The organism is Ensifer sp. YR511, assembly GCF_900103045.1.
Taxonomy (GTDB): Bacteria; Pseudomonadota; Alphaproteobacteria; order Rhizobiales; family Rhizobiaceae; genus Ensifer; species Ensifer adhaerens.
This window is the reverse complement of the sequence record NZ_FNGR01000010.1, coordinates 147,594-174,555: the sequence shown is the minus strand read 5'-3', so window position 1 is coordinate 174,555 and position 26,962 is coordinate 147,594. Positions and strand designations below refer to the sequence as shown.

General features: G+C 64.3%; 23 protein-coding genes and 1 tRNA gene. 14 read left to right on the top strand and 10 right to left on the bottom strand.

The genetic code is table 11. From position 1 onward, the window contains the following. Positions 1–212: 212 nt before the first annotated feature. From BLU15_RS18895 to BLU15_RS18880, 4 genes are all read left to right on the top strand, one after another. Positions 213–623: a hypothetical protein gene (locus BLU15_RS18895; RefSeq protein ID WP_090297111.1), complete on the top strand. Its 411-nt coding sequence runs from the start codon at positions 213–215 to the stop codon at positions 621–623. Between the two features lie 118 nt (positions 624–741). Continuing rightward, positions 742–1,713 carry an aldo/keto reductase gene (locus BLU15_RS18890; protein WP_090297108.1) on the top strand — a complete coding sequence of 324 codons (972 nt, stop codon included), beginning with the start codon at positions 742–744 and terminating at the stop codon, positions 1,711–1,713. A 122-nt stretch (positions 1,714–1,835) separates the two neighbouring features. Next, positions 1,836–3,566 (top strand): adenylate/guanylate cyclase domain-containing protein, encoded by a 1,731-nt coding sequence (locus BLU15_RS18885; protein WP_090297105.1) that lies wholly within the window; start codon positions 1,836–1,838, stop codon positions 3,564–3,566. Positions 3,567–3,624: 58 nt separating this feature from the next. Then, complete coding sequence (locus BLU15_RS18880) at positions 3,625–4,005, top strand: VOC family protein (protein WP_089042968.1); 381 nt, start codon at positions 3,625–3,627, stop codon at positions 4,003–4,005. 66 nt (positions 4,006–4,071) lie between these two features. Here BLU15_RS18880 and BLU15_RS18875 read toward each other — a convergent pair whose 3' ends face one another. Beyond that, positions 4,072–4,497 (bottom strand): OsmC family protein, encoded by a 426-nt coding sequence (locus BLU15_RS18875; RefSeq protein WP_060604512.1) that lies wholly within the window; start codon positions 4,495–4,497, stop codon positions 4,072–4,074. Positions 4,498–4,670: 173 nt separating this feature from the next. Here BLU15_RS18875 and BLU15_RS18870 point away from each other — a divergent pair, with 173 nt between their 5' ends. Next, positions 4,671–5,153, top strand: coding sequence for a methyltransferase family protein (locus BLU15_RS18870; RefSeq protein ID WP_089042969.1), 483 nt, complete (start codon positions 4,671–4,673; stop codon positions 5,151–5,153). 211 nt (positions 5,154–5,364) lie between these two features. On the opposite strand, the gene BLU15_RS39560 is transcribed toward BLU15_RS18870, so the two are convergent. Beyond that, positions 5,365–5,511 (bottom strand): hypothetical protein, encoded by a 147-nt coding sequence (locus BLU15_RS39560; RefSeq protein ID WP_156400696.1) that lies wholly within the window; start codon positions 5,509–5,511, stop codon positions 5,365–5,367. Positions 5,512–5,793: 282 nt separating this feature from the next. On the opposite strand from BLU15_RS39560, the gene BLU15_RS18865 reads away from it, so the two are divergent. Continuing rightward, a complete protein-coding gene (locus BLU15_RS18865; RefSeq protein WP_034787501.1) occupies positions 5,794–7,170 on the top strand; it encodes a GntP family permease in 1,377 nt (458 codons plus the stop codon). Further along, positions 7,167–7,676, top strand: a complete 510-nt coding sequence (locus BLU15_RS18860; RefSeq protein WP_034787499.1) for a gluconokinase — start codon at positions 7,167–7,169, stop codon at positions 7,674–7,676. Before BLU15_RS18865 ends, BLU15_RS18860 begins: the two co-directional genes overlap by 4 nt. 136 nt (positions 7,677–7,812) lie before the next feature. Here BLU15_RS18860 and BLU15_RS39555 read toward each other — a convergent pair. From BLU15_RS39555 to fdnG, 7 genes are all read right to left on the bottom strand, one after another. Further along, positions 7,813–7,908 (bottom strand) — tRNA-Sec (locus BLU15_RS39555). Beyond that, the gene (gene selB / locus BLU15_RS18855; RefSeq protein ID WP_090297103.1) at positions 7,909–9,813 is read right to left on the bottom strand and encodes a selenocysteine-specific translation elongation factor; all 1,905 of its coding nucleotides are present in this window, start codon (positions 9,811–9,813) and stop codon (positions 7,909–7,911) included. Further along, complete coding sequence (selA, locus tag BLU15_RS18850; protein ID WP_089042971.1) at positions 9,810–11,186, bottom strand: L-seryl-tRNA(Sec) selenium transferase; 1,377 nt, start codon at positions 11,184–11,186, stop codon at positions 9,810–9,812. The genes selB and selA overlap by 4 nt, the downstream gene beginning before the upstream one ends. Further along, complete coding sequence (gene fdhE, locus BLU15_RS18845; RefSeq protein ID WP_090297100.1) at positions 11,186–12,097, bottom strand: formate dehydrogenase accessory protein FdhE; 912 nt, start codon at positions 12,095–12,097, stop codon at positions 11,186–11,188. Before fdhE ends, selA begins: the two co-directional genes overlap by 1 nt. Before the next feature lie 102 nt (positions 12,098–12,199). Next, on the bottom strand, positions 12,200–12,889 hold the full coding sequence (locus BLU15_RS18840; RefSeq protein WP_060604524.1) for a formate dehydrogenase subunit gamma: 690 nt from the start codon (positions 12,887–12,889) through the stop codon (positions 12,200–12,202). Then, positions 12,889–13,875 (bottom strand): formate dehydrogenase subunit beta, encoded by a 987-nt coding sequence (gene fdxH, locus BLU15_RS18835; RefSeq protein ID WP_090297097.1) that lies wholly within the window; start codon positions 13,873–13,875, stop codon positions 12,889–12,891. The genes BLU15_RS18840 and fdxH overlap by 1 nt, the downstream gene beginning before the upstream one ends. Further along, positions 13,872–16,958, bottom strand: a complete 3,087-nt coding sequence (gene fdnG / locus BLU15_RS18830) for a formate dehydrogenase-N subunit alpha (protein WP_083523635.1) — start codon at positions 16,956–16,958, stop codon at positions 13,872–13,874. The genes fdxH and fdnG overlap by 4 nt, the downstream gene beginning before the upstream one ends. A 194-nt stretch (positions 16,959–17,152) precedes the next feature. On the opposite strand from fdnG, the gene selD reads away from it, so the two are divergent. Next, positions 17,153–18,199, top strand: a complete 1,047-nt coding sequence (gene selD / locus BLU15_RS18820; RefSeq protein ID WP_234852732.1) for a selenide, water dikinase SelD — start codon at positions 17,153–17,155, stop codon at positions 18,197–18,199. A gap of 212 nt (positions 18,200–18,411) precedes the next feature. Here the strand turns inward: selD and BLU15_RS18815 are convergent, their stop codons facing one another. Continuing rightward, positions 18,412–20,106: an amidohydrolase gene (locus tag BLU15_RS18815; protein ID WP_210187451.1), complete on the bottom strand. Its 1,695-nt coding sequence runs from the start codon at positions 20,104–20,106 to the stop codon at positions 18,412–18,414. A 420-nt stretch (positions 20,107–20,526) separates the two neighbouring features. Here BLU15_RS18815 and BLU15_RS18810 point away from each other — a divergent pair, with 420 nt between their 5' ends. The 6 genes from BLU15_RS18810 to BLU15_RS18785 form a co-directional block, all read left to right on the top strand. Further along, entirely contained in the window at positions 20,527–21,771 is a 1,245-nt protein-coding gene (locus tag BLU15_RS18810) for an acyl-CoA dehydrogenase family protein (RefSeq protein ID WP_060604527.1), read from the top strand. 39 nt (positions 21,772–21,810) lie between these two features. After that, the gene (locus BLU15_RS18805) at positions 21,811–22,563 is read left to right on the top strand and encodes an electron transfer flavoprotein subunit beta/FixA family protein (RefSeq protein WP_060604530.1); all 753 of its coding nucleotides are present in this window, start codon (positions 21,811–21,813) and stop codon (positions 22,561–22,563) included. Continuing rightward, complete coding sequence (locus BLU15_RS18800; protein ID WP_060604533.1) at positions 22,560–23,501, top strand: electron transfer flavoprotein subunit alpha/FixB family protein; 942 nt, start codon at positions 22,560–22,562, stop codon at positions 23,499–23,501. Before BLU15_RS18805 ends, BLU15_RS18800 begins: the two co-directional genes overlap by 4 nt. 39 nt (positions 23,502–23,540) lie before the next feature. Next, positions 23,541–24,536: an AraC family transcriptional regulator gene (locus BLU15_RS18795; RefSeq protein WP_060604535.1), complete on the top strand. Its 996-nt coding sequence runs from the start codon at positions 23,541–23,543 to the stop codon at positions 24,534–24,536. 129 nt (positions 24,537–24,665) lie between these two features. Next, a complete protein-coding gene (locus BLU15_RS18790; protein WP_090297092.1) occupies positions 24,666–26,168 on the top strand; it encodes an aldehyde dehydrogenase family protein in 1,503 nt (500 codons plus the stop codon). 156 nt (positions 26,169–26,324) lie between these two features. Then, positions 26,325–26,962, top strand: a 638-nt coding sequence (locus BLU15_RS18785) for an NAD(P)/FAD-dependent oxidoreductase (RefSeq protein ID WP_143034229.1), incomplete at its 3' end; no start/stop codon positions are given.

Below are 26,962 nucleotides of genomic sequence, written 5' to 3'. Positions count from 1 at the left end.
TCAGCGCCACTCCTCCTCCCAGGCTGCTGATCGATTTTTAGAGAGCCTGCCGCTCCTCCCGCGGCGGGCTCTTTTGTTTTTCGGCAGACGCTGCCGGCAATTGCGTCCTTCAAGTGTCGAATTCGTCGACGCCACGCCCCCGTGATCAACAATGCATGCCCGCGCACGGAACCAAAGTGCCCGGTTAGCGGTTACGCCTGTGGAGGTGCGTGATGTCTATCCGGCACGTGAAATCCGATCCGCAGTCGAAACCACAGCGCTGGGCGTTTCACCATGGCGCAGGGCGCCTGCGGGCAGGAGACGCGACCCGCGACGGGTCGACGACGCAGGAACGGTTGTCTCCCGTGGTCGACGCCGGCGACGGCGGCCTGGTGGCGCCGGATCTTTCGGGATCTCTCGCCCCTCATCGCAACCGGCAGCCGCCGCCGCACGACTACAGCCGTCCGGCGGTCGGTCGCGATGCGCTGGCTTCCATCCGCGACATGCGCGACGAAGACTGCAGCGGCGGGCCGATCTGGGTCGCCTTGCTCGGCGACAATACGAGCGAGGGCATGCGGCAGTTCATGGGGCTCGTGCTCGCCTTCATCTTCCTGTCGGCCGTTTTCTTCTGGTTTCTTGCCTAGGACGTATGAGGCAACAAAGCCGCCGTGGCCGTGACATTTTCCCGGTTGACGGTCGATCGCTGAAGCCTAGATAACCGGCGGTATCCCGTCCTCCTTCCCCAATGCCAGCGAGAGCGCCATGCACTACAGAACCTCCGGCCGTACGGGCCTGCGCATTTCCGAAATCGGTTACGGTGCCTGGGGCATCGGCAAGAGCCATTGGCAGGGCGCGCGCGACGACGAGTCCGCCCGCGCCCTCAACCGCGCAGTCGACCTCGGCCTCAATTTCATCGACACCGCACTCGGCTACGGCCAGGGCCACAGCGAGAAGCTGATCGGCGCCTTGCTGCGCGAGCGGTCGGAGACGATCCATGTCGCCACCAAGATCCCACCTAAGAACATGCAATGGCCGGCGCACGCCGGCACCCCGGCCGAGCAGACCTTCCCGGCCGACCACGTCATCGCCTGCACCGAGACGAGCCTGCGCAATCTCGGTGTCGAGACGATCGACGTGCAGCAGTTCCATGTGTGGTCGGACGAGTGGGTAGGCCGCGGCGACTGGCTGGAGGCTGTCGAGCGGCTGAAGCGCGACGGCAAGATCCGCTTCTTCGGCGTTTCGATCAACGACTACGAGCCGGACAATGCGCTCCGGCTGATCGAGACCGGCGTCGTCGACAGCGTGCAGGTGATCTACAACATCTTCGAGCAGGCGCCGGAAGAAAAACTGCTGCCCGCGTGCCTGAAGCACAATGTCGGCGTCATCGTCCGCGTGGCGCTCGACGAAGGTGGTCTGACCGGCCAGATCCGCGCCGATACCGTCTTTCCCGAGGGTGACTTCCGGGAAACCTACTTCCGGGGCGAGCGCAAGCGCGAGGTCGAGGAACGAACGCAGAAGATCGTCGAGGATCTGGAAATCAAGCCCGACGCACTGGCCGAGACGGCGCTGCGCTTCGTTCTCAGCCACCCGGCCGTATCGACGGTCATTCCCGGCATGCGTTCGGTGCGCAACGTCGAGCGCAACTGCGCCATCGGCGACGGTGCCGGCCTGCCGGATGCGCAGCGGGCGAAACTGACCGCCCACCGCTGGCGGCGCAACTTCTATCGGGATTGAAGCCGCCGTTTCGCCGCCTGTCATCGACGCTCCCAGGGATCTGTCGGCTGCGTGGCCGCGTCTTCAGTGCCTCGCCCGTCCGGATATGCTATCCATAGGGGTGCTGGAGCCTGGGGGCGCCGATGGAACAAAAGCTCTCCGTCATCATGGCCGCGGACGTGGTCGGCTATAGTCGGCTGATGGAGCTCGACGAGAAGGGCACGCTTGCGACCCTCATGGCTCATCGGCAGGAGCTGTGGGACGTCGCGGTCGCCGCGCATCACGGGCGCATCGTCAAGCTCATCGGTGACGGCATGCTGATGGAGTTCCGTGCCGTGGAAGACGCAGTTCTCTGCGCGGTCGAGATCCAGCGGGGAATGCAGACGAGGAACGCGGGTACGCAGCGGGATCGCCGGATCGAATTTCGCATTGGGATCAATCTCGGCGATATCCTGTTTGAAGACGGTGACGTTTACGGTGACGGCGTCAACGTGGCGGCGCGCATCGAGAGCCTCGCCAAGCCGGGTGGCATATCCGTCTCCGCCTCGGTTCACGACACGCTGGGCGGTCGCCTGGACATCCGCTTCGAAGACACGGGCGCGCAGGCGTTGAAGAACATCGGCCGCCCCGTCCACATCTACAATATCGTCATCGACGACGGCGGATCGGAGGGGGCGGCGCTGATGGCGCCACCGACACAGGAGATACGGGAAAATCCCCCCGTCAAGTCGAGCCGGACGCATCTCTATGTGTCGCGCTTTGCGAATTTGAGCGGCAATCCCGATGAGGATTATTTCGCGGCCGGCATCACGCAGGACGTCGTCGCGGCATTGTCGCGGTTCTCCGGTTTGAACGTGATCGTTCGGTTGCCGCGTCCCGAGCCGCAACCTCAGGCACGCACAACCTACTACACGCTCGAAGGCAGCGTCAGGCGCGCTGCCGACCGGGTCAGGGTCAATGCCAGTCTGACCAATGCCACTGGCGAACACATCTGGGCGGAGAAATACGATTTCGACCTTGTCGACATGTTCGATGTCCAGGACGAGTTGTCCCGTTCCATTCCGGCTGCCTTGAATGTCAAAATCGAAGAGGCCGAACGATACCGGATTCTCGCCGAGCCGCTCAAAGGATCAAGCGCCTACGATTTCTATCTGCGTGGCCGGCACATTGAAAAAAGCCTGAAACCGGATGAGGTCAGGCGGGCAAAGGAGATGTTCCTGGCCGCGGTCGACGCTGATCCAGCCTACGCCCGCGGATATCTCGGGCTGGCCTGGCTGGATATACGCAAACTGAAATGGAACGAGCGTGCCGACATGGAAGCGACGCTTGCCAGTGCCTTCGCATCGGCAAGCAAGGCTTTGGAGCTCAGTCCCTGTGACGCCGATGTTCACTGGGCGCTCGGCGTCGTCCATTTGTGGAGGGGAGAGGCAGAACGCGCCATCGGTTGTTACGAGCGTGGGCGCGAACTGGCGCCGAACAATTGCGATCTTCTTGCGGAATATTGCGATGCCCTGGGGTATCTCGGTCTGTTGGAGGACGCGATCAGGATCGGGGAACTGGCCTTGCGGCTGAACCCCAGTCGTCCGGACTGGTATTTCTGGAACATCGCGGCTGCCAGGTATCTCTCCGGCCAGTACACCGAAGCGTTGGCTCTGCTGGAGAAGATGGCCGATCTTGGTTCGGCCTACCGTTTGCTGGCGGCGACCTACGCGCAACTCGGGCGCCTTGAGGATGCACGTCGCGCCGCGGCGGAGCTCCTGAAACTCAATCCGGAATTCTCGATCGAGCGATACGGTTCCCGTGCACCCTACCGGGATAAGGCCTTGCTTGCGCGTTACGTTGAAGGATTGCGGCTGGCCGGACTGCCGGAGTGAGTTCGGAACGGCGTGAGGGAGCCGCATCGGCCGGCCGGGTTTACTTGGAGGAAAAGCAATGTCGGAAACAGTCAATGTCCGCTACATGGTCGACGACGTCGAGGCGGCGATCGCCTGGTACACGACCCACCTCGGCTTTTCGCTTCTGTCGAGCTATGCACCGGCTTTCGCAGATGTGCAGCGCGGTGCGCTGCGGCTGCTGCTGAGCGGACCGACGAGTTCGGCCGGCCGGCCGATGCCGGACGGCGAGAAGCCGGGGCCGGGCGGCTGGAACCGCATCCATCTCCTCGTCGATGACCTCAACGCCGAAGTGGAGCGGCTGCGCCGTGCCGGCGTCATGTTCCGCAATGACATCGTCACCGGTCCCGGAGGGGCGCAGATCCTTTTGATCGATCCCTCCCGAAATGTTGTCGAACTGTTTCAGCCCGCGCGACGATAGCGACCCGCGCGCCCGCGGGTCGTCGATGCGCTCGCACCGCTGGGGATGCGAGCGCCAGGTCGGCTCTCAGCCGGCGCTGGTGTCGACCACTTCGAAATCGTGGGTGATCGTCGCGGTCTTGGCGAGCATGGCCGAGGCCGAGCAGTATTTCTCGATCGAGAGCGAAACGGCGCGCTCGACCTTGTTGACCGCAAGTCCGCGTCCCTTGACGATGAAGTGCATGTGGATGCGGGTAAAGACGCGCGGTTCCGTCTCGGCGCGGTCGGCGTCGAGTTCGACGACGCAGTCTTCCACCGGCTCGCGGCCCTTCTCCAGAATGTGCACGACGTCATAGGCCGAGCAGCCACCGGTGCCGATCAGCACCAGTTCCATCGGGCTCGGTCCCGGGGTGCGCCCCTCTTCGCCGAAGGCGGTTCCCAATACGACTTTGTGGCCGCTACCAGACTCTCCGACGAAGGTCCGGTCTTCCACCCATTTGACGCGTGCTTTCATGTGTCTCGTCCTGTTGTAGCCATGGCATGATCACGGACCCAGACAGAGCCGATGATCCTCCGTTCACATAGCGTCTTGGAGGGTTTTCGCAAATGGCCCGCATCCTCTAAAATGGCAGCCAGCGCCATCGGTGCGGGAACGGACGGCGCGGAAACCAGGCCAAAGGTGTTTTGATGAACGACACGACGGGAAATGCGCCTGACCGTTCCGGCGCCGTGATCCATCCGCCGATCGCCTGGGTGATGTCGGTGGGCGGTGGCCTCGTGCTCGACCGGCTCTACCCGTTGCCGTTCGTGCCCGCGACCGTGCCGGACGTCCTCGTCGGCGGCATCATTTTTCTCGCCGGTCTCGCGCTTTTGATCTGGGCGGCGGTGAGCTTCAGGCGTGCGGGAACCGAAATCCAGATCCATCGCCCGACATCGGCGATTGTCGAAGCCGGTCCCTACCGCTTCACCCGCAACCCGATCTATACTGGCATGTTTCTCGGCCTGATCGGCTTTTCCATCGTCTTCGACAGCCTGTGGCTGCTGATCTTGCTGGTGCCTTTCTACCTTATCATCCGCTATGGCGTCGTGGCACGCGAGGAGGCCTATCTCGAGCGCAAGTTCGGCGACGTCTATCGGGCCTACAAGGCGCGCGTCAGGCGCTGGCTCTGATTGCACAAATCGGCATGCTCCGCGGCGATGAAACGGGTCCGGACGCCTCGTCGCAGCACTCGCGATTTCGGGTGGATGAGTCGGCAGTCCCTCGATTGATCATAGCCGAGGCGGCTGCGGGTGTGCCTAGGGGGTATTGCCGGGATGGACTTGAACGAGCGTCCATCCCGCTGGAACACGAAAGGTGGTCTTTCGTGCAGAAGGTCGGGCCTTATCTCGGCGCTACGATCCCGTGATAATAGTCGCCGTCACCAGCTTCATAATCGGCGGCGTAGCCGCCACCGCCACCGCCGCCGCCGCCGGTCTGGGAGCATCCGGCGAGGGCGAGAACCATTGCCAACAGGATTGTAGCGCGCATTTATTCTACCTTTCAGTTGAATGATCACGACAGAGGCTGCCGAGTTGCTGCCATACCTAACACGCCCGGTGGAGTATGATCGAGCGCGTGTGGCGATGTGTGCCTATGGCAATGCGCCGCGCCTCAAGCGCGCGATCGCCTGTCGAAGGCGATCGTTAGCGCCAGGCCACAAGCCCTTCTTCATACGGCCGTATCTCCTGTGCCCACCTCTTTCAGGTAGGTTGCTGTGAAGGGCCATAGACTATATGGCCCTTGACCTCACTTCCGGAACAAGGAGGACACATGACTTCGATCGAACCCGCCTACGGAACCGCGACGCTCCTGCTGATCGCGGCGGCAGCCGTTGGCCTGCTTCTTTTTCTTATCCTCCGGTTGCGCCTGCATGCCTTCGTCGCTCTGGTTTTGGTCAGCCTCTTGACGGCGCTGGTGACCGGCATCTCCTTCGCGGACGTGGTCCCGACCCTCCTGCAGGGCTTTGGCTCGACGCTTGCCTCGGTGGCGCTGCTCGTCGGTTTTGGCGCGATGATCGGGCGGATGCTGGAGGTCTCCGGTGGCGCGCAGGTGCTCGCGGATCGGCTGATCGGCCAGTTCGGACCTGAGCGCGCGCCTCTCGCGCTCGGCGTCGCCTCGCTGCTGTTCGGCTTTCCGATCTTCTTCGACGCCGGCCTCGTGGTCATGCTGCCGATCATTTTCAGCGTCGCAAGCCGCTTCGGCGGCTCGGTTCTGCTTTATGCGCTGCCTTCGGCAGGCGCCTTTGCGGTCATGCACGCATTCCTCCCGCCCCATCCAGGCCCGGTGGCCGCCAGCGAATTGCTGGGGGCGGATATCGGCCTGCTCGTGCTCGTCGGCCTCGTCGTGGCGCTGCCCACATGGTATCTCGGCGGCTATCTCTTCGGCCTATGGGCAGGCAAACGCTTCGAACTGCCGGTGCCAACCCTTCTCGGGTCGCCGAACGAGGCGGCGCACGACGAAGTGCCCCCGTCTTTCGGCACGGTGATGCTGGTGCTGCTGCTGCCGCTCGTGCTGATCTTCCTCAATACCGGCCTATCGACGCTGGCCGCCGCCAAGATGATCGACGGCGGCGCATTGTGGGTCAGCATCCTGCGCATGGCCGGGCAGACGCCCGTCGCCCTGCTGATCACTGTGCTCGTCGGCATGTGGGTCCTCAGCGGCGAGCGTACGCTCAAGGACATGGAAAAGCTGATGGACGGGGCGCTAGGCCCGATCTGCGGCATCATTCTCGTTACCGGAGCCGGCGGCATGTTCGGCGGCGTGCTGCGAGCAAGCGGCATCGGCCAGGCGCTCGCCGGCAGCCTCGAGGCGATCGGCATGCCGCTGATCGTCGCCGCCTTCCTCATCTCCACGGCCCTGCGTGTGGCGCAGGGGTCGGCGACCGTGGCACTGACGACGACGGCGGGCCTTCTCGCTCCAACGGTCGCGGCAACGACGGGGCTTAGCCCCTTCGACCTGTGCTTCCTCGTGATCGCCATCGCTTGCGGCGCGACGGTGCTGAGCCATGTGAACGATTCCGGCTTCTGGCTCGTCGGCCGCTTCCTTCAGATGGATGAGCGGACGACGCTCAAGACCTGGACGGTGATGGAAACCCTGCTCGGGGTGATTGGTTTCGCCTTCGCGCTTGTGGGATGGTGGCTGCTATGAGTGAGGACCTTCAGCATATCGTGGTGATGGGCGTATCCGGCAGCGGGAAGACCACTGTCGGCGAGGCGCTGGCCGCAAGGCTCGGCTGGCGTTTTGTCGAGGGCGACAGCTTTCACCCGCCGGAGAACGTCGCCAAGATGTCCGCGGGCATTCCGCTCGACGACAATGACCGTGAACCCTGGCTGCGGGCGCTGGCCGCAGAAATTGCCAAGGACGAGGCGGCTGGCAGCCCTTCGGTGGTCGGGTGCTCGGCCCTGAAACGGTCCTATCGCGACATCCTGCGCACGGGCGCGCCGCGCGTCTGCTTCGTGCATGTGCACGGCGACCGCACCGTGCTGGCCGACCGGCTCTCGCATCGGGCGGGACACTTCTTCCCTGCTTCCCTGCTCGACACTCAGCTTGCGACCCTCGAGCCGCTCGGTCCGGACGAGGATGGCGTCGTCGTCGACGTGGCTCTTCCAACAGCTGAGCAGGTCGATCTTGCCATCCAGGGGCTGGGCAACTAGCCCAGCCGCGCTTGCGCTTCTCACATCGGGGGACAGTCGCTGTACGGCGGGGACGGGGCGTGCAATCGCGCATTGAAGGCGAAGCGATCCCTGAACGTCCGCGCATCCCGCAGCCTGAGCTCCAATGCGTGAGCGCTGGCGGAGGGGAGTGGGGGTCGAACCCACCCGGGACAGGCTCGCTGCCCCAACCGGATTTGAAGTCCGGCCGTCCCACCGGAGACGATTCCCTTCCTCAGCGCTGAAACAGGTCGCTGCGATGGGGATTTATGCGACGCAGATCTCCCCTGCGCAAGGTCAGGCCGAGCCGGTCGTAGAAATCGAGGACCTCGATGGCGACCTTGCGGCCGTTGTGGACCCGGTCGCGAAAGGTGGGCGCGGTGAACCAGCCGTCTTCCGCCTGTGCCGCCACATCGAGCACGATGGCCGCCATCTCCTCAACGACCGCGCGGGCGAAGAAATGGTCGTGCGCGATCTCGTGGGTCTGCCCGAGCCTCTGGGCGAGCTTCAGCACGCGCCGTATGTCGCGCTCGTCGGCATTGAGAAGGGCCGCGAAATCGCGCACGCGCGGTGGCCGGAAGCGGCTATCGTCGACGAGGTGCGGATGGATCCGCTGCCACAGGTCCTCGTCCGCCGGCGACAGCCGAAGCTCGTGGCCCGGCAGGCGCAGGAAGGCGCCGTCAAGCACGATTCGACCTGCCGCGGCTTCGTCTCGGAGGAACGCGAGGAAGCTTGTCGTCGGCAGGCGCGGTTTGAGCAGGAGCCGCAACCGTTCGCGACCGATGCCGGCAAGCTCCGGGTTTTCTGCGTGGAAGGCTGTGAGTGTGTCAGTCAGGTTCGCCCGCAATCCGTCCGCTGCTGCGGACGAGAGCGCGTGGTCGCCGATGGCCCTCGCCCCGGCGGCAATCAGCAGCCGGGAAAGCGTGTCCTCGCCCAGGCCACGGTCGCGCAGGAAGGCCGCAAGCTCGATCGGTGCCAGGTCGGACAGGTCGGAAAGGGCCGCCGCCGGGTCCTCGTGGCGGGAAGCGGTAAGGAAGGCCAGGCGCTCCGGCGTGCCACGCTTTCGCGCCGGCGGGCGCAGATCGAGAAAACGGCCACCGCCGATGGTCCGGATGGCCGAGGTGTCGCGCAGGATGAAGCGGTCGCCGATGGTCGCGGCGATGGGGCGGTCGAGGACCAGTTGCACGAGGCCTTGTGTCCCGGGATCGAGCGGGCCGGCAAGAGGCACGATCCGCGCACCGACCTCTGTCGCATGGGTGTACAAGCGTGCGGGAAACCAGATGCCGATCGGCTTGGCCTCCGAGGCAAGCACGCGGACCTCCGCGTCGATCCGGTCCGTCGGTGCATGCAGTGCCGGGGCGAGGACCACGTCGCCGCGCCGGATCGCGTCCTTCGTCACCCGTTCGCCGGCGATATTCAGCGCGCAGCGTTGGCCGGCAAGCCCCTCCGCTGCTTTCCGGTTCTGCGCATGGATCCCGCGTATACGGGCGGTCAGGCCGGACGGACTGACCGTGACGCTATCGTCGAGCTTCGCACGGCCGCCGAGCACCATGCCGGTCACGACCGTGCCGGCGCCCGCAAGCGTGAAACTGCGATCGACGGCAAAGCGCAGCAGGCCGGCATCGTTGCGTGCGGCGGTTTCCGCTTCGGCGGCGGCGAGCCCCGCGCGCAGGACCTCGATGCCTTCGCCGGTAAGGGCGGAGACGGCAAGGATGGGCGCCTTTTCCAGACCGGTGCCGGCGAGGGCGGTCTGGATCTCCGCGGTTACCTCCGCGCGCCGCTCAGGCCCGGCCAGATCGGCCTTGGTGAGCGCGACGAAACCTCTGGTGATGCCGAGCAGGTCGAGGATCGCGAGATGCTCGCGCGTCTGCGGCATGACGCCGTCGTCGGCTGCGACCACCAGCAGCGCGAAATCGATACCGCCAGCGCCGGCAAGCATCGTATGGATCAGCCGCTCATGACCCGGCACGTCAACGAAGCCGGTGACCGTCCCGCCGCCGAGGTCGGCATAGGCAAAACCGAGGTCGATGGTGATGCCGCGGGCTTTTTCCTCGGCAAGGCGGTCGGCGTCCGTGCCGGTCAGGGCCTTCACCAACGCCGTCTTGCCGTGGTCGATATGCCCTGCCGTCCCGACGATCATAGTGCTGCCAGGGCCGCGATGAGCATCTCGTCGCTTTCCAGGCAACGCAGATCGAGGACCAGCGCGCCATCACGGATATGGCCGACGACCGGGATCGGCAGGGCGCGAAGCCGTGCGGAAAGCCGTTCCGGCGCGTCGCCGCCGCTGCCTATCAGCCGCAGGCCGGCGCTCGGGATCGTATCGACCGGCAAGGCGCCGGAGCCGACCTGGCTCTGGCACGTGCAAGCTGCTGCCGAATAGCCGTGCGGCTTGAGCAGCGCATCGATTGCCGGAGCGAGACGGGCCGCCTGTGCGCCGATGTCGGCCTCCGGTCGGGAAAGAAAGCGCAGCGTCGGCAGCCGCTCCTTAAGCCGATCGGGATCGCGATAGAGCTTCAGTGTCGCTTCGAGCGCGGCAATGCGGATCTTGTCGAGACGAACGGCGCGTTTGAGCGGATTGCGGTTGATGGCGGCGATGAGATCGCGCCGACCGACCACGAAGCCCGCCTGGGGCCCGCCGAGCAGCTTGTCGCCCGAAAACGTGACGAGATCCGCGCCTTCGGCGACGGCTTCCGCCACCGTGGGCTCGCGTCGCAATCCGAAGATGGAGAGATCGATGAGTGAGCCCGAGCCGAGGTCGTTCAAGAGCGGCACACCGGCCTTGCGGGCAATCTCGGCCAGTCTTGGCGCCGGCACCTCGGCGGTAAACCCTTCGATCCGGTAGTTGGAGGTATGGACCTTGAGGATGACGCCGGTCTCAGGCCCGATCGCGCCCTCATAGTCACGCGGATGGGTGCGGTTGGTGGTGCCGACCTCCACCAGCCTGGCGCCGGCGCGGGCCATGATGTCGGGCATGCGGAAGGCGCCGCCGATTTCGATCAGTTCGCCGCGCGAGACGATCGCCTCGCGTCCGTCGGCCAGGGTATTGAGCGCAATCAGCACGGCGGCGGCATTGTTGTTGACGATTGTGGCGTCCTCGGCGCCGGTCAGTTCGCAGAGCAGGCCACGCAGATGATCGTCGCGCTGACCACGCCCGCCGCCGTCAAGGTCGAACTCCAGCGCCAGCGGGTTGGCCATCGCGGCGGTTGCGGCGCTGACGGCTTCTTCGGCCAGGATGGCGCGGCCGAGATTGGTGTGCAGCACGGTGCCCGTGAGGTTGATGAGCGGGCGAAGGGCGGAGCGGGCGGCGGCCGCCAGCTCCTCGGCGACGCGGCGCGGTAGGTCGGCCGCAAGCGTTGCCCCATCGTCGCCCGCACGGATTTTTTCCCGCGCGATCTCAAGCCCGGCGCGGACGGCGGTGACGACGGCGAGACGGCCATGTTCTTCCGTCAGCGCCAGTCCCTCTGGCGAGGTCAGCATCTGGTCGACCGAGGGAAGCACGCGAAAATCCTGCATCAATACCCCGCGAGATAGGGGTTGAAGCCACCGCGGCGAAACTCGGTCTCCTTCATCAGGATATCGAGGCCAAGGCTGCCGACGTCGTCGGCGATCGGCTCCAGGCTCGGATTTTTCACCTGGTAGAAGATCTTGACCCAGGCATGGCATTCCCGACAGGTCTCAGCCTTTACCGTCGCCTCCGAGGTCTCGACCGAACGATAGCTGATGCCCTTGGTCGAACCGCAACAGAGGCACTTCACCCGCACCTCGTTCCATTGCGTGCCGCAGCAGGCGCAGGCGGCATAGCGGACGTTCTCGACGCCCTGCGTGCCCATCACGGACGAAGTGGCAGGCCGGCCGCCGCAAGCGGGGCAGATGCCGAGGGCGACAGGGACGAGCGCTTCCGCATCGAGCGTCGCGGCGAGCCGCGCCATGTGCACCTGCACCGCGGCCGCGACGAAGAGATGGGGAGCGGCGCTGTCTTCCGGAACCCGATCCGATAGGGTGTTGGCGAGCAACCAGTGCCGGTCGCCGTCCTCTGCTGCGCGTACCGCATCGAGCGCCAGGCGGGCCGGGTCGGGCATGGCGAGATCGGCAGCGCCTTCGAGAAGCGCGTCGAGGGTTGCGGAAAGGCCGGGGTCATCGACAAGCGCCATTCGGTCGAACGGCGGCATGGCGGCGCGTGCGGCCTCGGCGAGGCGCGCCGATGTGGGCGCCGCGACGGGCGGAAGGGTCACGACCAAGCGAGCCTGGAGTTTGGAGAGCGCCGCGAGGAAGGTGAGATAAGGCGCAAGCGCGTTGCTTTCGGCGAGAAACGCGAAGCGGCGCGCGCGTGTCTGGAACAGTTTGACCGGCTCGGGCAGGAAGGCCAGCGGCGGTGTCGGCACGCCGCCAATAAGGGAGGGATCGGGTTGTACGTCTTCTGCCATCGCATCTCCGGCGATCCGACAGAGACGCCGGATCAAGCAGCATTCACGGTGCTACAGCGACCTTTGCGCGCCTGACAGGACGCGCGGCGCTGTAGGAGACCTTCATTTTGACGGGTCGGAGCCCTGGCGTCCAGCCAGTTCGCGCAGCCATTTGCGATGATGCCGAAAGGCCCAGCCGCCGGTGACGGTGCCGCGGGTCATGGCCCTTATCGTGCCGCGCGTCCAGATTGCCGCATAGACATGGACGATGAAGATCAGGATCGTGAAAAGCGCCGCCAGCGAATGCACCGCGACCGCGATGCGGCGAACGGGGATGGAAACGAGGTCCGGGAAGTACTGCTCCCAGATCATGATGCCGGTCGTCACGAGTACGACGATCAGACCGGACATGCCCCAGAAGACCATCTTCTGGCCGGCATTGTATTTTCCGAGTTCGGGCAAGCTCTCTTCGTTGCCCTGGAGTAGATCACCGAACTTGCGGCTCCATTCCACATCCTCGCGCCGCGGCAGATTGAGCTTCCACATCTGCGCAAACAGGAGGAGGAAGCTTGCGACGAGGATAAGTCCGACGATCGGATGCAGCCATCGCGTGGTCTGGCCGCCGCCGAAGAGGCCGGTCAAGAAAAACAGCGACGGGTGGAAGAAGGAAAGTCCGGAGATCAGAAGCACGATCATGCAGGCGGCGGTGACCCAATGGTTGAGACGGGTATAACCACGATAGCGATTGACGGTGACCGGATGCTTCGTCTCGATCCTGTCGCCGGGGGCCGAATAGATACGTTTGTCAGCCATCACGCCTCCCTGCCGCCTTGCGGGCGGTTGCGATCCTCGACGAGTTCCTCCGCCTCGCCTTCCTCATGGGCGGTCACCTCGTTCGGCCGGGCGAAGATGCCGTGCAGCACGGCGCCGGCGGCGGCAAGTCCGGCAACGGCGAGGCCGACGGTCTTAGCCGGACCCTTCCAGCCGCGCACCACCGGCGAAATCTGCGGATCCTCCGGCAGCCCGGAATAGAGCGACGGTTGATCGGCATGGTGCAGCACATACATCACATGCGTTCCGCCGACGCCTTGCGGGTCGTAGAGGCCGGCATGGTCGTAGCCGCGCGACTTCAGGTCCTCGACGCGCTCGTTGGCAAGCGTGACCATGTCCTCCTTCGTTCCAAAGGAGATCGCCTTGGTCGGGCAGGCCTTGGCGCAGGCCGGGCCCTGGCCGACGGCCACGCGGTCGGAACAGAACGTGCATTTCTTCGAGACATGCGCGGTCTTCGATATGCGCGGAATGTTGAAGGGGCAGCCGGCGATGCAATAGCCGCAGCCGATGCAGTTGTCGGAGATGAAATCGACGATGCCGTTGGAATATTGCACGATGGCGCCCGGTGCCGGGCAGGCCTTGAGACAGCCGGGATCGGCGCAGTGCATGCAGCCGTCCTTGCGGATCAACCACTCGAACTCGTTGGTAACCGGGTTCTCGTATTCAGTGAACCGCATCAGCGTGAACATATCAGCCGTCAGGTCATGCGGGTTCTCGTAGACGCCGACATTTTCCTCCAGGTCCGGATGGGTGTCGTTCCATTCGATGCAGGCGGACTGGCAGGCCTTGCAGCCGATGCATTTCGACACGTCGATCAGCTTGGCGACCGGGGTCAGCTGTCGTTCGGGTGCCGGCACGTTGCTTGTTGCCGAAGCCTTGACGACGTCGCTCGGCAACAGGTTCGACGCCAGCGGTTGCAGCGGCGGGTTGGCGGCGGCCGTTACCGGTTCCGGTGCGCGTTCGCTCATGCCGAAGCTCCTTCTTCCGCCGCCGGTTCGATGTTGACCAGGAAGGCCTTGAACTCCGGCGTGTCGATATTGGCGTCGCCGACGAAGGGGGTGAGGCTGTTCGGGCCGAAGCCCTTGCGGGCCGCACCCATGAAGCCCCAGTGCAAGGGAATGCCGACCACATGGACCGGCTTGCCGTTGCAGATCAGCGGACGAATTCGCTTCGTCACCACTGCCTTCGCCCAGACCTCGCCACGTGCGCTCCACACGCGCACCCGCCCGCCCTTGGTGATGCCGCGTTCAGCCGCCAGCTCCTCGCTGATCTCCACGAAGAATTCCGGCTGCAGCACGGCGTTGACCCGGCTGTGCTTGGTCCAGAAGTGGAAATGCTCGGTGAGGCGGTAGGATGTGGCAACGAAGGGGAAGTCGGTGCTCGTGCCCAGCTGTTGCAGGTCGCCTGGAAAGATGCGCGCGACGGGATTGCCGCGAAGTTTGGCGTTGAACGGATTTTCGACCGGGCTTTCGAACGGCTCCATATGTGTTGGGAACGGCCCGTCCCGCATCAGCTTGCGGGCAAAGAGGCGGGCGGTGCCCTCCGGCGTCATGATGAACGGCATCACCGCCTCGGGCTTTGCCGTCACCGCTATGTCGGGAACGTCGAAGCCGGCCCAACGCTCGCCGTTCCATTCGATCAGTTTACGCGCCGGATCCCAGGGTTTGCCCTGGAGATCGCAGGACGCGCGATTGTAGAGGATGCGGCGATTGGCCGGCCAGGCGAAGGTCCATTTGAGGAAGGTGCCGACATCGCCCGGATCGCTGTTGTCGCGCCGGGCCATCATGTTGCCTTCTTCCGTCCAGGACCCGGCATAGATCCAGCAGCCCGACATGGTGGAACCGTCGTCACGCATCACGCCGAAGTTCGGCAGGAGCTTGCCCGCCTCGACCAGCACCTTCGTCGGATCGGTCGGGTCATAGAGCGTCTGCAGCGCGCGTCCGTTCATCTCCTGGGCAAGCTCAGCCGGTTCCGGCTCGTAAGGGTCCTTGTAATCCCAGGCAAGGTTCAGGATAGGCTCGGGACAGACCCCGCCTTCCTTGCGGTAGAGTTCACGCACTCGCAGGAAGATGTTGGCCATGATCCAGGTGTCGTGCTTGGCGTCACCAGGCGGTGTCGCCCCCGGCCAGTGCCATTGCAGCCAGCGGCCCGAATTGACAGTGGCGCCCTCGTCCTCGGCAAAGCAAGTCGCCGGGAGTTGCAAGACCTCCGTCATGATCTTGGCGGAGTCCACCTGGTTGTAGATACCGTGGTTTTCCCAGAAATGCGCCGTCTCGGTCTGCAGCGGGTCGATTGTCACGAGCAGTTTCAGCTTCGACAGACCCTCGGTCAGCTTCGCCCGATTGGGGAAGGACAGAAGCGGGTTGAAGCCCTGGCAGAAGTAGAGGTTCACTTCGCCGCGGCTCATCATGTCGAACATCCTGAGGATGTCGTAATAGGGCACATCGAGCTTCGGCAACCAGTCGAAGCCCCAGTCGTTTTCCTTCGTGGCAGCGCTGCCCCACATGGCCTTCAGGAAACTGACCATGAATTTGGGGGTGTTCTGCCAATAGCTTGTCTGGCCGGGAACGAGCGGCTTGTTGCCGCGCGTCGACATGTAGGTGGTGTAGTCCGTCTCCTTTTCCGTCGCGAGGTTCATGTAACCCGGCAGGGAGTTGGAAAGCAGGCCGATGTCGGTCAATCCTTGGATGTTGGAGTGACCGCGCAGCGCGTTGACGCCACCGCCCGGCAGGCCGACATTGCCGAGGATGAGCTGCAGCATCGCCATGCCGCGGATGTTCTGGGCGCCTTTCGAATGCTGCGTCCAGCCGAGCGCGTAGAGCGAGGTCATCACCTTGTCGCGCGCCGACGTCGCGCCGATCATCTCGCAGATCTTCAGATAGCGATCCTTGGGCGTGCCGCAGATATTTTCCACGAATTCCGGTGTGTAGACCGCGACATGCTCTTTTAGGAGGTTCCAGACACAGCGCGGGTCCGTGAGAGTCGGATCGGTTTTGACCGTTCCGTCCTCGTTGAGCTGGTAGTCCCAGGCGGTACGATCGTAGTCGCGCTTCTCCTCGTCATAGCCGGTGAAGAGACCATCGGCCCAGCCGAACTCCGGGTTCACCAGGTAGGTGGCGTTGGTATAGTTCTTGACGTAGTCCCACTGCACCTTGTCGTTCTCGATGCAGTAGCGGATCGCGCCCATCAGGAAGGCGATGTCGGAGCCGGGGCGGATCGGCGCATAGACATCGGCGACCGAGGCCGTGCGGTTGAAGCGCGGATCGACCACGATCAGCCGGGCGCCGCGATGATGCTTGGCTTCCGTCACCCATTTGAAGCCGCAGGGATGAGCTTCGGCCGCGTTGCCACCCATGACGATGACGAGGTCGGTGTTCTTGATGTCTGTCCAGGCGTTCGTCATTGCGCCGCGGCCAAATGTTGGAGCCAAACTGGCTACCGTGGGGCCGTGTCAGACGCGTGCCTGGTTGTCGAAGCCGACGACTCCCATAGACCGGACGGTCTTGTAGGTCAGCCATCCCGTCTCGTTGGTGCCGCCCGACGCCGCAAGGAAGCCCATCGTCGTCCAGCGGTTGACGGTCACGCCGGCCGCGTTCTTCTCGATGAAGTTCTTGTCGCGGTCGTCCTTGATCGCTCGGGCGATCTTGTCGAAGGCCTCTTCCCAGGAGATGTCCTGCCAGGTGTCGGCGCCCGGAGCGCGGTGACGCGGCTTCGTGGCGCGGGTCTCGGACTTCACGAAGTCCTTGAGCGCCGCGCCCTTGGGACAGAGCGTCCCGCGGTTGGTCGGATGATCGGCATCGCCCTCGATATGGATGAGCTCCGCCTTCTCGCCGGCGGAAAGATCGCCCTTCGAATACATCAGGATGCCGCAGGCGACCGAACAGTAGGTGCAGACGTTGCGGGTCTCGGTGGTGCTTGCGAGTTTGAAGGCACGCACATGGGCGGCTGTTGCGGCCTCGGCCGCTCCGAAGCCCATGGCGCCGATCGTGGTGGCCGCGGCTCCTGCGCCAGCGAGCTTCAGGAAACTGCGGCGGGAAAGATCGATGTTCATTGGAGGTCATCCTCTTCCATGCGTATCGGTCTTACCGGGATGGTCGAACCTCAAGGCCCTGGTGTCAAGAAGGAATTGAATGGCATTTGCCCCGAAAAGTCATGGTCTTGCCCGGGATCATCGGTCATGATCGCGAGCTGCGACATGGCCGCCTTTGACGCAACCGTATGAAGGGAGTTCCAACCGTGAGCAGTATTTCCGCTTCTGCCGAACCGCGCCTGACCTCGCTTGCCCATGGCGGCGGCTGCGGCTGCAAGATCGCCCCGGGCGTGCTTCAGGACATTTTGCGCGGACGGGTACAACTGCCGGTCCCGCCGGAACTTCTGGTCGGCATTGAGACCTCGGACGATGCAGCGGTCTATCGCCTAAACGATCACCAGGCGGTGGTCGCCACCACGGACTTCTTCATGCCTGTTGTCGACGACCCCCACGATTTCGGCCGGATCGCCGCGACGAATGCCATCAGCGACATCTACGCCATGGGCGGAACGCCGATCTTCGCACTGGCGCTGGTCGGCATGCCGGTCAACGTGCTCTCGACGGAAACCATTGGCGCCATCCTCGACGGCGGGGCGGCGGCCTGTCGGGCGGCCGGCATTCCGATCGCCGGCGGCCACACGATCGATTCCGTCGAGCCGATCTACGGTCTCGTCGCGATCGGGCTCGTCGATCCGGCCCATCTCAAGCGCAACAGCGGAGCCGAGCCGGGTGACGTGCTGATCCTCGGCAAGCCGCTCGGCGTCGGCATCTTTTCCGCGGCGTTGAAAAAGGGCGCGCTCGATGAAGCCGGCTATATCAGGATGATCGAAAGCACCACGCGCCTCAACACGGCCGGACCCGATCTCGCGCGGCTTTCCGGCGTGCATGCCATGACGGACGTGACGGGTTTTGGCCTTGCCGGCCACGCGCTCGAAATGGCGCGCGGGTCGAACTGCCAGGTCCGGGTCGACTGGTCCGCCGTTCCCCTTCTGGAAGGTGCTTTCGATCTGGCTGCCGCCGGTTTTGTCACCGGCGCCTCCGGGCGGAACTGGGCAAGCTATGGGCAGGACGTGGCCTTTGCCCGCGAGATGGGTGCGATCGACAAGGCGCTGCTTTGCGATCCACAAACGAGCGGCGGCTTGCTCGTCGCCTGTGACCGGTCGTCCGCGCAGGCGGTGCTCGACCTGTTCGACAAGCACGGTTTCGGCGCGGCGGTGATCGGGGAAACTGTGGCCGGGCCGGCGGGATTGGTGATCGCGTAGCCTTTGGCGCTTACCCGGCCCTGCCGAGCTTGGCTGCGTCTCTCTAAGCCAAATCTCGCGTCGACCAGAGTGGTCGCAACGTCTTTCGTCGGGACGGGTTGGTCCCGGCGATGATCGGTGTATTGCGGCCGGGCTGTGTCGGCCGCAACAAGATGGATGCGGAGGCACGATCTCGCCACGGCGTGACGGTTGGGGTGCGCTTCTGACCCCGGCTATTGCTCGGCAGACCGGAGCGCGCCGGCATCGTACACAACCTTGCCGCCAAGCAGGGTCAATACCGATCGGATGGTATCGATCTCGTCGACCGGCATCGTCATGTAGGGCTTGTCGAGCACTGCGAGATCGGCGAGCTTGCCTGCGGAAAGCGTGCCGCGATCCTCCTCGGCAAAGGCGATCCATGCTGCGTTTCGCGTGTAAAGCCGCAGCGCTTCTTCGCGCGTGAGCAACTGGTCGCTCGCCTTCTGCACCGTGCCTCCAAGCGAACGGCCCGTCAGGTGGTACTCTATCGCCTGCCAGACGCCGGCGACGCCGATGCGTGTGGAGTCGGTGCCGCCGGCGACAAGCAACCCCTTGTCGATGGCAAGGCGCGTCGGTGGCGAAACGGCTGCGACAGCCGTGCCATTGGCGTCTGCGATGGCCGCCCCCTCGAAATAGGGACCCATCTGGACGGTGTAGGCGAGACCCATCTTCTGCATCCGGTCGAGGGTGGGTTCCGATCCGGTGTTGAGGTGGGCGATCGACCACCGGAGGTCGTTGAGCGGGTGCGTCTTGTGCACCTCTTCGAAGACGTCGAGGATGGCGCTCGCGGCGTCATCGGTATAGGCGTGGATCTCGATGGGGATACGCCGTTCCGCAGCGAACTGCGCGACTTTCAAGAGTTCGTCGCGCGCTTCCTTTGGCGGAGCGAAACCCGGCCCCATCTGCACGCCGTCGTTCATCGCAAAGACCAGGGATTCGCCAAGACCCAGGAAGCTCAGCGTGCCGTCGTCGTGGACGGCGGGACGGAACGACATGATTTCGCGGAACCATTCGGCTTCTTTGCCGGGATGGGCCGCCGGAATTCGGTAGCCGGCCCTCAGTGTCAGGCCGCCTTCGTCCCGGAGGGCGAAGAACGGTTCGTAGCCGGTGGCCGGCCCAGCGGAAGGGTCGATGAAGCCGGTGACGCCGACCGCGTTGAGATGCGAGAAGAAGACCTGCAGGTTCGCCTTGCGCTCGTTCATTCCAATCGCACTGAGTTGTCCGAAGAGCACGTTGAACGAGCCGATGTTGCCGAAGAGCCTGCCCGTTGCGCGGCTTTCTTCGTTGCGCTCGATCGTGATGCCGGGCGGCAGCTTCGGCGCAGCGCTGTCGAGAGCAAGCAGTTCGATCCCCTTGGTGTTCACGAGCGCGTAGTCGTAGAGATATTGCACATAGGCCGGCGTCTGCGGGAGGGTCTTGTCGAGGTCGGCGACGTCAGGCGCTCGGCGCTCGGCGAACTGGTCCGGATGCCAGGAGCCGACGACCGCGACCCACTGGTCGCTGGCACGATCCCGCGCCGCAGTCTTCAAGGCTTCAAGCGCGCTCGCAAGGCTCGTTTCGTCATGCCAGTAGGTCTCGAACGGATAAGTCTGGCCGCCGCGGATCGCGTGGATATGCGTATCGACAAGGCCGGGAATGACCGTGCGGCCGCCAAGGTCCAGGACCTCCGTATCAGGTCGCACCAGCTTCTCGATGTCCTCGTCGCTGCCGACCGCCACGATGCGGCCATCGGAAATGGCAAGCGCTTCCGCCGCCGGTCGAGCCTCGTCCATGGTGACGATCGTCCCGTTTCTGAGCACGAGGTCGGCACTATCGTTTGCCAAGGACGATTGCGTGAAAACGGCAAGCTGTGCCGCGGCGAGGCAGAAGGTCGAAAACCGGCGGATCAAGGCACTCTCCTCAACAGGATCGGTGAAACCAAACTGGCGGAGGGCGCGGGTGGTTCGCGTTGCTTTCTCCGGCAGGTGCGGCGTCGGATGGTGGCCGAGCCTCTTCGCCACGCCTGAGATAGCGGGCCTAAAAAAGATACGGACGCTACAAACCGGCGGTAGGCGCCGAAATCGAGCCACAGCGTCTTAAAAATAGGACAAGGATTTCGGCGATTGCCGATCCAGACTGCGATCGCAGGTGGAGCCGGCGAGGCGAAGGCCGGCGATCACTTGCTTCCGATGGCGCGCAGAAAGTCCACGCCGAATTGGACGATAGTCCACCAAAAGAGCACAGTTGGACCTCATCTCCACCGGAACGGCGAGCTACCAATCTGTCGGCAGGATGAGGAACCCGCCAGATCAGAACCAAGGGAGCGAGAAATGATCCACGCCGATGACGGCTCACTGTCCCAGGAACAGCGAATGATGCGCGACAGCTGCCGCGCCTTCGTCGACGACGCGGTGACGCCTTTCATTCGATCGAACTGGCAGCGCGAATGGGACATGAGCCCGGGTGAGCGGCTGCCGCGCTCGATCCTGGAGGGCGCCGAAACGATCGGCGTCCGCACGCTCGGCGTGCCGGAAGCCTATGGCGGCGTCGACCTGGAGCGCGAGACGGAGGTTAGAACCTTCGCGCTGATCTCCGAAGAAATCGCTCGTGGCGACTCCGGCCTTGCCGACAAGCTGGTGCAGAACTGGAAGGTTTCGATCCTCCTGCGCGAATTCGCGCCAAGGCACCTGCAGGACAAGTGGTTTCCGCGCCTTCTGGCGGACCCGCAGTTCCTGCTGGCCCATTGCCTTACCGAGCCGCGCGGCGCTTCGGACCGCTGGCTACCCTACAATGTGCCCGAGGCGGCGATGCACACGAAGGCCGTGCTCAAGGACGGGCACTGGGTGATCAACGGCCGCAAACAGTTCATCTCGAACGGCTTCGATGCGAGCCTCTACGTCGTCTATGCCAATACGGACTCCTCCGTCGGCATGCTGCAGGGAACCTCGAGTTTCCTCGTGCCGCGCGACACGCCGGGCCTGACGGTGACGAAATGCAACGAGACCATGGGCTGCCGTTTCATGAACAACGGCGAGCTGGTGTTCGAAGACTGCCGGGTGCCGGCGGATCACCTTCTCGTCCAGAACACAGCCCTTGGCAGCGCCGGGCAGTATTTCCGCGCCGGCAAGATCATCCAGGCGGCCAAGAACCTCGGCGTCGGCGTCGCCTGCTTCGAGCGCACGGCCGACTATGTCCAGAACTATGTGCAGGGCGGGCGTATTCTCATCAAGCACCAGGCGGTGGCGCTCAGGCTCGCCGACATGGCGACCCGGATCGAGGCGGTGCGCGCGCTGATCGAGCGGGCGTCGAGGGCCGTCGACGAGGGGCATCCGGACATGGATGTTCTTTGCAACATGGCCAAGGTCTACGCCTCGGAGGAGATCATGAAGGTCGCGACCCACGCGCTGGAACTGCATGGCGGCAACGGCGCGATGCTGGAGTTCGGCATCGAGAAGCTGTTCCGCGATGCCGCGATCTTCCTGCACATGGACGCGACCGTCGATGTCAGCCGAATGAAGATCATCAAGACCATGTTCCCGGCAACCGCCGGCAAATACGCAGGCCCCGAAAACTAGGGCCTGTCGGAGGAGTTGGCGGGCAAGGGAGGACGAAGGATGAAGATATTGGTCGCCGTGAAGCGCGTTGTCGATCCGAACGTGAAGGTGCGGCTACGGGCGGATGGCAGCGGTCTCGACCTTGCCGCCGCCAAGATGACGATGAACCCGTTCGACGAGATCGCTGTCGAAGAGGCGGTCCGTCTCAGGGAGGCGGGCATCGCCTCCGAGGTGGTCGTCGTTTCTGTCGGTCCTGAAAAGGCGACGGAGACATTACGCACCGCACTGGCGATGGGGGCCGATCGCGGCCTCCTCGTCCGGACCGAGGCGACGACCGAACCGCTGGCGGTCGCCAAAGCGCTGAGCGCCGTCGCCGGCGAAGAACAGCCGGCCCTGATCCTTCTTGGGAAGCAGGCCGTCGACGATGATTGCAATCAGACCGGACAGATGCTGGCCGCAAAACTCGGTTGGCCGCAGGCGACCTTTGCCTCGCAGCTCACCGTCGATCGCGACCGCGCCACCGTCATTCGCGAGATCGACGGCGGATCGCAGACGATCGCGCTCGCCCTGCCGGCAATCGTCACGGCGGATCTGCGCCTGAACGAGCCGCGCTACGCGTCGCTGCCGAACATCATGAAGGCCAAGAAGAAGCCGCTGGAGGAAAGGCAACCTTCGGACTACGGCCTGGTCATCGAGGAGCGCCTGGAAGTCGTCCGCCTCGAAGAGCCGCCGACAAGGGCCGCCGGCATCAAGGTGAAATCGGTGGCGGAGCTTGTCGAACGGTTGAAAACGGAAGCGGGAGTGCTGGCATGAGCGTGCTTGTCTTGGCCGAACACGGCAATGCGCAACTGGGCGAGGCAACGGCAAGGGCGGTCAGCGCCGCGCTTTGCCTCGGCGATGACGTTCACGTGCTCGTCGCGGGCAAGGGGTGTCACGACGCAGCCCTGGCTGCCGCCCGTCTCGACGGCGTCTACAGGGTCCTGGTCGCGGATGGGGAAAGCCTTGCCAACCAACTTGCCGAGCCGCTCGCCGACTTGATCGTCGCCTTGTCGGGAAACTACGATGCCATCGTCGCGGCATCCACCTCGACCGGCAAGAACGTGATGCCGCGCGTCGCGGCACTGCTCGACGTCATGCAGATCTCGGACGCGATTGCGATCGATGGTCCTGACCTGTTTCGCCGTCCGATCTACGCCGGCAACATCGTTCAGACGGTGCGCTCGAAAGACCCGAAGCGCGTTCTGACGATCCGGGCGTCGGCATTCCGACCCGTGGGTCAGGGAAAGGCGAAGCCAATCGAGGTAGTCGACGTTGCGCCGGGCTCCTGCCGTTCGACATTCGTCGCCAATGCTTTCGCGGTTTCGGAGCGGCCCGAACTGACCTCGGCGCGCATCGTCGTGTCCGGCGGGCGCGGTATGGGCTCGGCAGACAATTTCGAGACGGTGCTTGCGCCGCTCGCCGACACGCTGGGGGCGGCATTGGGTGCGAGCCGCGCGGCCGTTGACGCCGGCTATGTCTCGAACGACCTTCAGGTCGGCCAGACCGGCAAGATCGTCGCTCCCGACCTCTACATCGCCTGCGGCATTTCCGGCGCGATTCAGCATCTGGCGGGCATGAAGGATTCGAAGGTGATCGTCGCGATCAACAAAGACGCGGAGGCACCGATCTTCCAGGTTGCCGATTATGGTCTCGTCGCCGATCTCTTCGAGGCGGTTCCCGAGTTGAAAGGGACGCTCGCAAGCGCGACTTGAGCAGGTGGCATCGGCACTGAGGCAAACGGGGAGGACGAGATGGCAAGGACAGATGGGCAGCCGGGCGGCGATCCGGATCAGGACGTGGACGACACCCTGTCGGCGCCCTTTCGTTCCTACGCGCTCGAACGGGCCGATGCGCCTCGCTTCCACATTCGTCTGGTCGAAAAGACACAAAGGCTCTATCCGGCGCACAAGCACGACTACTTCCAGATCGTCTATTTCATGACCGAAGCGCCGACGGCGCGCGTCGGCCTCAGATCCTACAAACCGCAGCCGGGCTCGGTTTATTTCATCGCGCCGATGACCCCGCATCAGATGCGCTTCAGCAGCGCGTCGCGGTCCGTCGTGATCTACTTCGACCTCGATTTCCTGCGGCCGGGCATCACGCGCTCTTATCCGATACAGGAACTGGTGCGCATTGCCCCCGAACTCACGCCCTTTGCCTGGCAGGGGCACATCGACTTTAACCTGGACGAAGCCCAGGCGGCGCGCGTCGAGGAGGCCTGCCGGGTGATGATCCTTGAGCATGCCGAAGATCGGATCTGCACGGGGGAGATCATTCGCGCCGAGCTGACGCTGATGCTCGGCAGGATCTGCCGGGCCTACGAGGATCGTTTCGACGAGTTGTCACCGGTTCTGCCGGCGATCGGCCGGGACAGCGGACATATGCGCCGGATCTCAGATTTCATCGCGGAGAATTACCTGCGCTCGCCGACCCTCGATCAGGCGGCCGCCTACGCCAGGCTTTCCCGCAGCCGCCTCTGCGCGCTGTTGCGGCAGCATACGGGCACCAGCTTCAACGCGCTCATCCGCGAGATGCGCATCGATGACGCGCGCGAACGCCTGGTGCTGACCGACGAGCCGATCGGCCAGATCGCCTATGCCGTCGGTTACAACGACGAGAAGTATTTCCTGCGAGCGTTTCGAAAGTCGGTCGGAATGACGCCGACGGCCTATCGGGTGAAACGGTTGAGCGACCTGGCCGTACCCGCGACGACGCGGCGCGGTCTCGGCGCGCAGGCCCGGGCCTGATGCCAACGAGCAGGAGCTAGCGGATCACACGAAACCAGCCGGACAACGGGATTGTCCGACGGACAGAGAAAAGCCTGACCGGGATGCGGTCCGGCATGTGCGGTTGATTGCAACATGGGAGGAGTAGCAATGCTTAAGAATGTCGAGGATCAGGCGCGGGCGCCGCTCCGGATGTCCGGCCTGTTCGTGGGTGGGGAATTTCTGGACGACGGCAGCGCCACCACGTTCAGCGTCGAGGAGCCGGCAACCGGGGCGACGATCGCGCATGTGACCAATGCATCGGAGGCCGACGTCGACCAGGCAGTCAGAAGCGCCCGCGGCGCCTTCCAGGCCTGGCGCGACCGGTCCCCGCGCGAGCGCGGCCAGATCCTGCGCGAAGTCGCCGCCCATATTCGCAAGCATGTGGACGAACTTGCCGAGATCGAGGCGCGCGAAGTGGGCAAGCCACGTCGCGATGCGCTCCGCTTCGACGTATCGTTCTGCCATGCCTGCTTCGACTACTTCGGCGGTCTCGCCGACACGATCCACGGCGAGATCCTCGATCAGGGACCGATCGAGGCGCGCATCAACTACGAGCCCTATGGCGTAGTGGCCGCGATTCTGCCTTTCAACTGGCCGCCGATCCACTTTTCCAAGAAGTGCGCGCCGGCGCTCGCCGCCGGCAACACCGTCGTCATCAAGCCCGGCGAGCAGGCGCCGTTGACGGTGTTGCGCCTCGTCGAACTCGCCAATGAGATCCTGCCGCCGGGCGTTCTCAACGCGGTCGCCGGCATGGTCTCCGGCCCGGCACTTGCCGCCCATCCGCTGGTCGAGCGCATCACCTTCACGGGATCGACGATGACGGGCCGGCGCGTGCTGCAGTCGGCCGCGCAGAACCTCACCTACGCCACGATGGAGCTTGGCGGAAAGAACGCGCTGATCGTGCTTCCCGATGCCGATCTCGACGTCGCGATCAACGTTGCGCTCGAAGGCATGTTCTACAATCAGGGAGAGGCCTGCACATCGACATCGCGCATCCTCGTGCACGATAGCCTCCATGACCGGTTCCTGGAGCGGTTCGCGCGGGCGACCGAGAAGCTGGTCGTCGGCGACGGACTTGATCCGGCGACCGACATCGGCGCCATGGTCGATGCCAAGCACCGCGACAAGGTTCTGTCCTATCTCGATATCGCGCTGAAGGAGGGAGCCCGCCTCGTCACCCAGGGCAGGTTGCCGACCGACGAGAGATTGAAGGACGGCTACTGGGTCGCGCCGACGGTTCTTGCAGATGTCACGCCTGACATGACCCCGGCGCGCGAAGAGATGTTCGGTCCGATCGCCAGCATCATGCGGTTTTCGACCGAGGGAGAGGCGATCCGCATCGCCAATGACAGTGAATACGGCCTGACGGCGGCGATCTGCACGACCGACGAGGCCCATGCCGGCAAGATCGCAGCCAAGCTCGAAGCGGGCATGATCTTCGTCAACAACTACATGCGCCGCGCCTTCCTCGGCTCACCCTTCGGCGGCCAGAAGGGAAGCGGCTTCGGTCGGGAAAATGCGGCGGAAACGCTGCGCGAGTTCACGCGCTCAAAGAACGTCCGGTTTCCGTCGGGCCGGGGGAGCATCCCGACCTGGCCACCGAAGGACTGAGTTCTTCCTGAACCAGATCTATTGAACCGAACCTCCAGCACGGTGACGACGCCCCGTCTTCGGCTCGTCGCCGTGCGAACTTCTAGCGGTCCTCGGCGAGGGCGGCCGTCGCGTTCCGCGCGGCTCGCCTCATTAGGGCCGCCAACTGATAGGCGCATGCAGATGGTTGAACGCGAGAGCATGGAGTTCGACGTTGTGATCGTGGGTGCGGGGCCGGCGGGTCTTGCCGCGGCGATCCGGCTGAAGCAGGTCAATCCGGAGCTTTCGGTTGTCGTGCTCGAAAAGGGCGCTGAAGTCGGTGCGCATATCCTGTCGGGCGCCGTCGTCGATCCCATCGGCATCGACCGATTGCTGCCGGACTGGCGCGCCGACGCCGACCATCCGTTCAAGACCGAGGTGACGGACGATCATTTCCTGTTGTTGGGACCCGCCGGCTCGATCCGCCTGCCGAACTTCCTGATGCCGCCGCTGATGAACAATCACGGCAACTATATCGTATCGCTTGGGCTCGTCTGTCGCTGGCTGGCGACCAAGGCGGAAGAGCTTGGCGTCGAGATCTATCCGGGCTTTGCCGCAACCGAAGTGCTCTACAACGACGAGGGTGCGGTCATCGGGGTTGCCACCGGCGACATGGGCATCGAGCGGAATGGCGAACCGGGCCCGAACTTCGCCCGCGGCATGGCGCTGCTCGGCAAATACACGCTGATCGGCGAGGGCGTGCGCGGTTCGCTCGCCAAGCAGCTGATCGCCAAGTTCGATCTCTCCAGGGACAGCGACGTCCAGAAGTTCGGCAT

Coding starts and splice junctions, on each gene's coding strand:
- BLU15_RS18895 (WP_090297111.1), top strand. CDS start 213: ATGTCTATCCGGCACGTGAAATCCGATCCGCAGTCGAAACCACAGCGC.
- BLU15_RS18890 (WP_090297108.1), top strand. CDS start 742: ATGCACTACAGAACCTCCGGCCGTACGGGCCTGCGCATTTCCGAAATC.
- BLU15_RS18885 (WP_090297105.1), top strand. CDS start 1,836: ATGGAACAAAAGCTCTCCGTCATCATGGCCGCGGACGTGGTCGGCTAT.
- BLU15_RS18880 (WP_089042968.1), top strand. CDS start 3,625: ATGTCGGAAACAGTCAATGTCCGCTACATGGTCGACGACGTCGAGGCG.
- BLU15_RS18875 (WP_060604512.1), bottom strand. CDS start 4,497: ATGAAAGCACGCGTCAAATGGGTGGAAGACCGGACCTTCGTCGGAGAG.
- BLU15_RS18870 (WP_089042969.1), top strand. CDS start 4,671: ATGAACGACACGACGGGAAATGCGCCTGACCGTTCCGGCGCCGTGATC.
- BLU15_RS39560 (WP_156400696.1), bottom strand. CDS start 5,511: ATGCGCGCTACAATCCTGTTGGCAATGGTTCTCGCCCTCGCCGGATGC.
- BLU15_RS18865 (WP_034787501.1), top strand. CDS start 5,794: ATGACTTCGATCGAACCCGCCTACGGAACCGCGACGCTCCTGCTGATC.
- BLU15_RS18860 (WP_034787499.1), top strand. CDS start 7,167: ATGAGTGAGGACCTTCAGCATATCGTGGTGATGGGCGTATCCGGCAGC.
- selB (WP_090297103.1), bottom strand. CDS start 9,813: ATGATCGTCGGGACGGCAGGGCATATCGACCACGGCAAGACGGCGTTG.
- selA (WP_089042971.1), bottom strand. CDS start 11,186: ATGCAGGATTTTCGCGTGCTTCCCTCGGTCGACCAGATGCTGACCTCG.
- fdhE (WP_090297100.1), bottom strand. CDS start 12,097: ATGGCAGAAGACGTACAACCCGATCCCTCCCTTATTGGCGGCGTGCCG.
- BLU15_RS18840 (WP_060604524.1), bottom strand. CDS start 12,889: ATGGCTGACAAACGTATCTATTCGGCCCCCGGCGACAGGATCGAGACG.
- fdxH (WP_090297097.1), bottom strand. CDS start 13,875: ATGAGCGAACGCGCACCGGAACCGGTAACGGCCGCCGCCAACCCGCCG.
- BLU15_RS18810 (WP_060604527.1), top strand. CDS start 20,527: ATGATCCACGCCGATGACGGCTCACTGTCCCAGGAACAGCGAATGATG.
- BLU15_RS18805 (WP_060604530.1), top strand. CDS start 21,811: ATGAAGATATTGGTCGCCGTGAAGCGCGTTGTCGATCCGAACGTGAAG.
- BLU15_RS18800 (WP_060604533.1), top strand. CDS start 22,560: ATGAGCGTGCTTGTCTTGGCCGAACACGGCAATGCGCAACTGGGCGAG.
- BLU15_RS18795 (WP_060604535.1), top strand. CDS start 23,541: ATGGCAAGGACAGATGGGCAGCCGGGCGGCGATCCGGATCAGGACGTG.
- BLU15_RS18790 (WP_090297092.1), top strand. CDS start 24,666: ATGCTTAAGAATGTCGAGGATCAGGCGCGGGCGCCGCTCCGGATGTCC.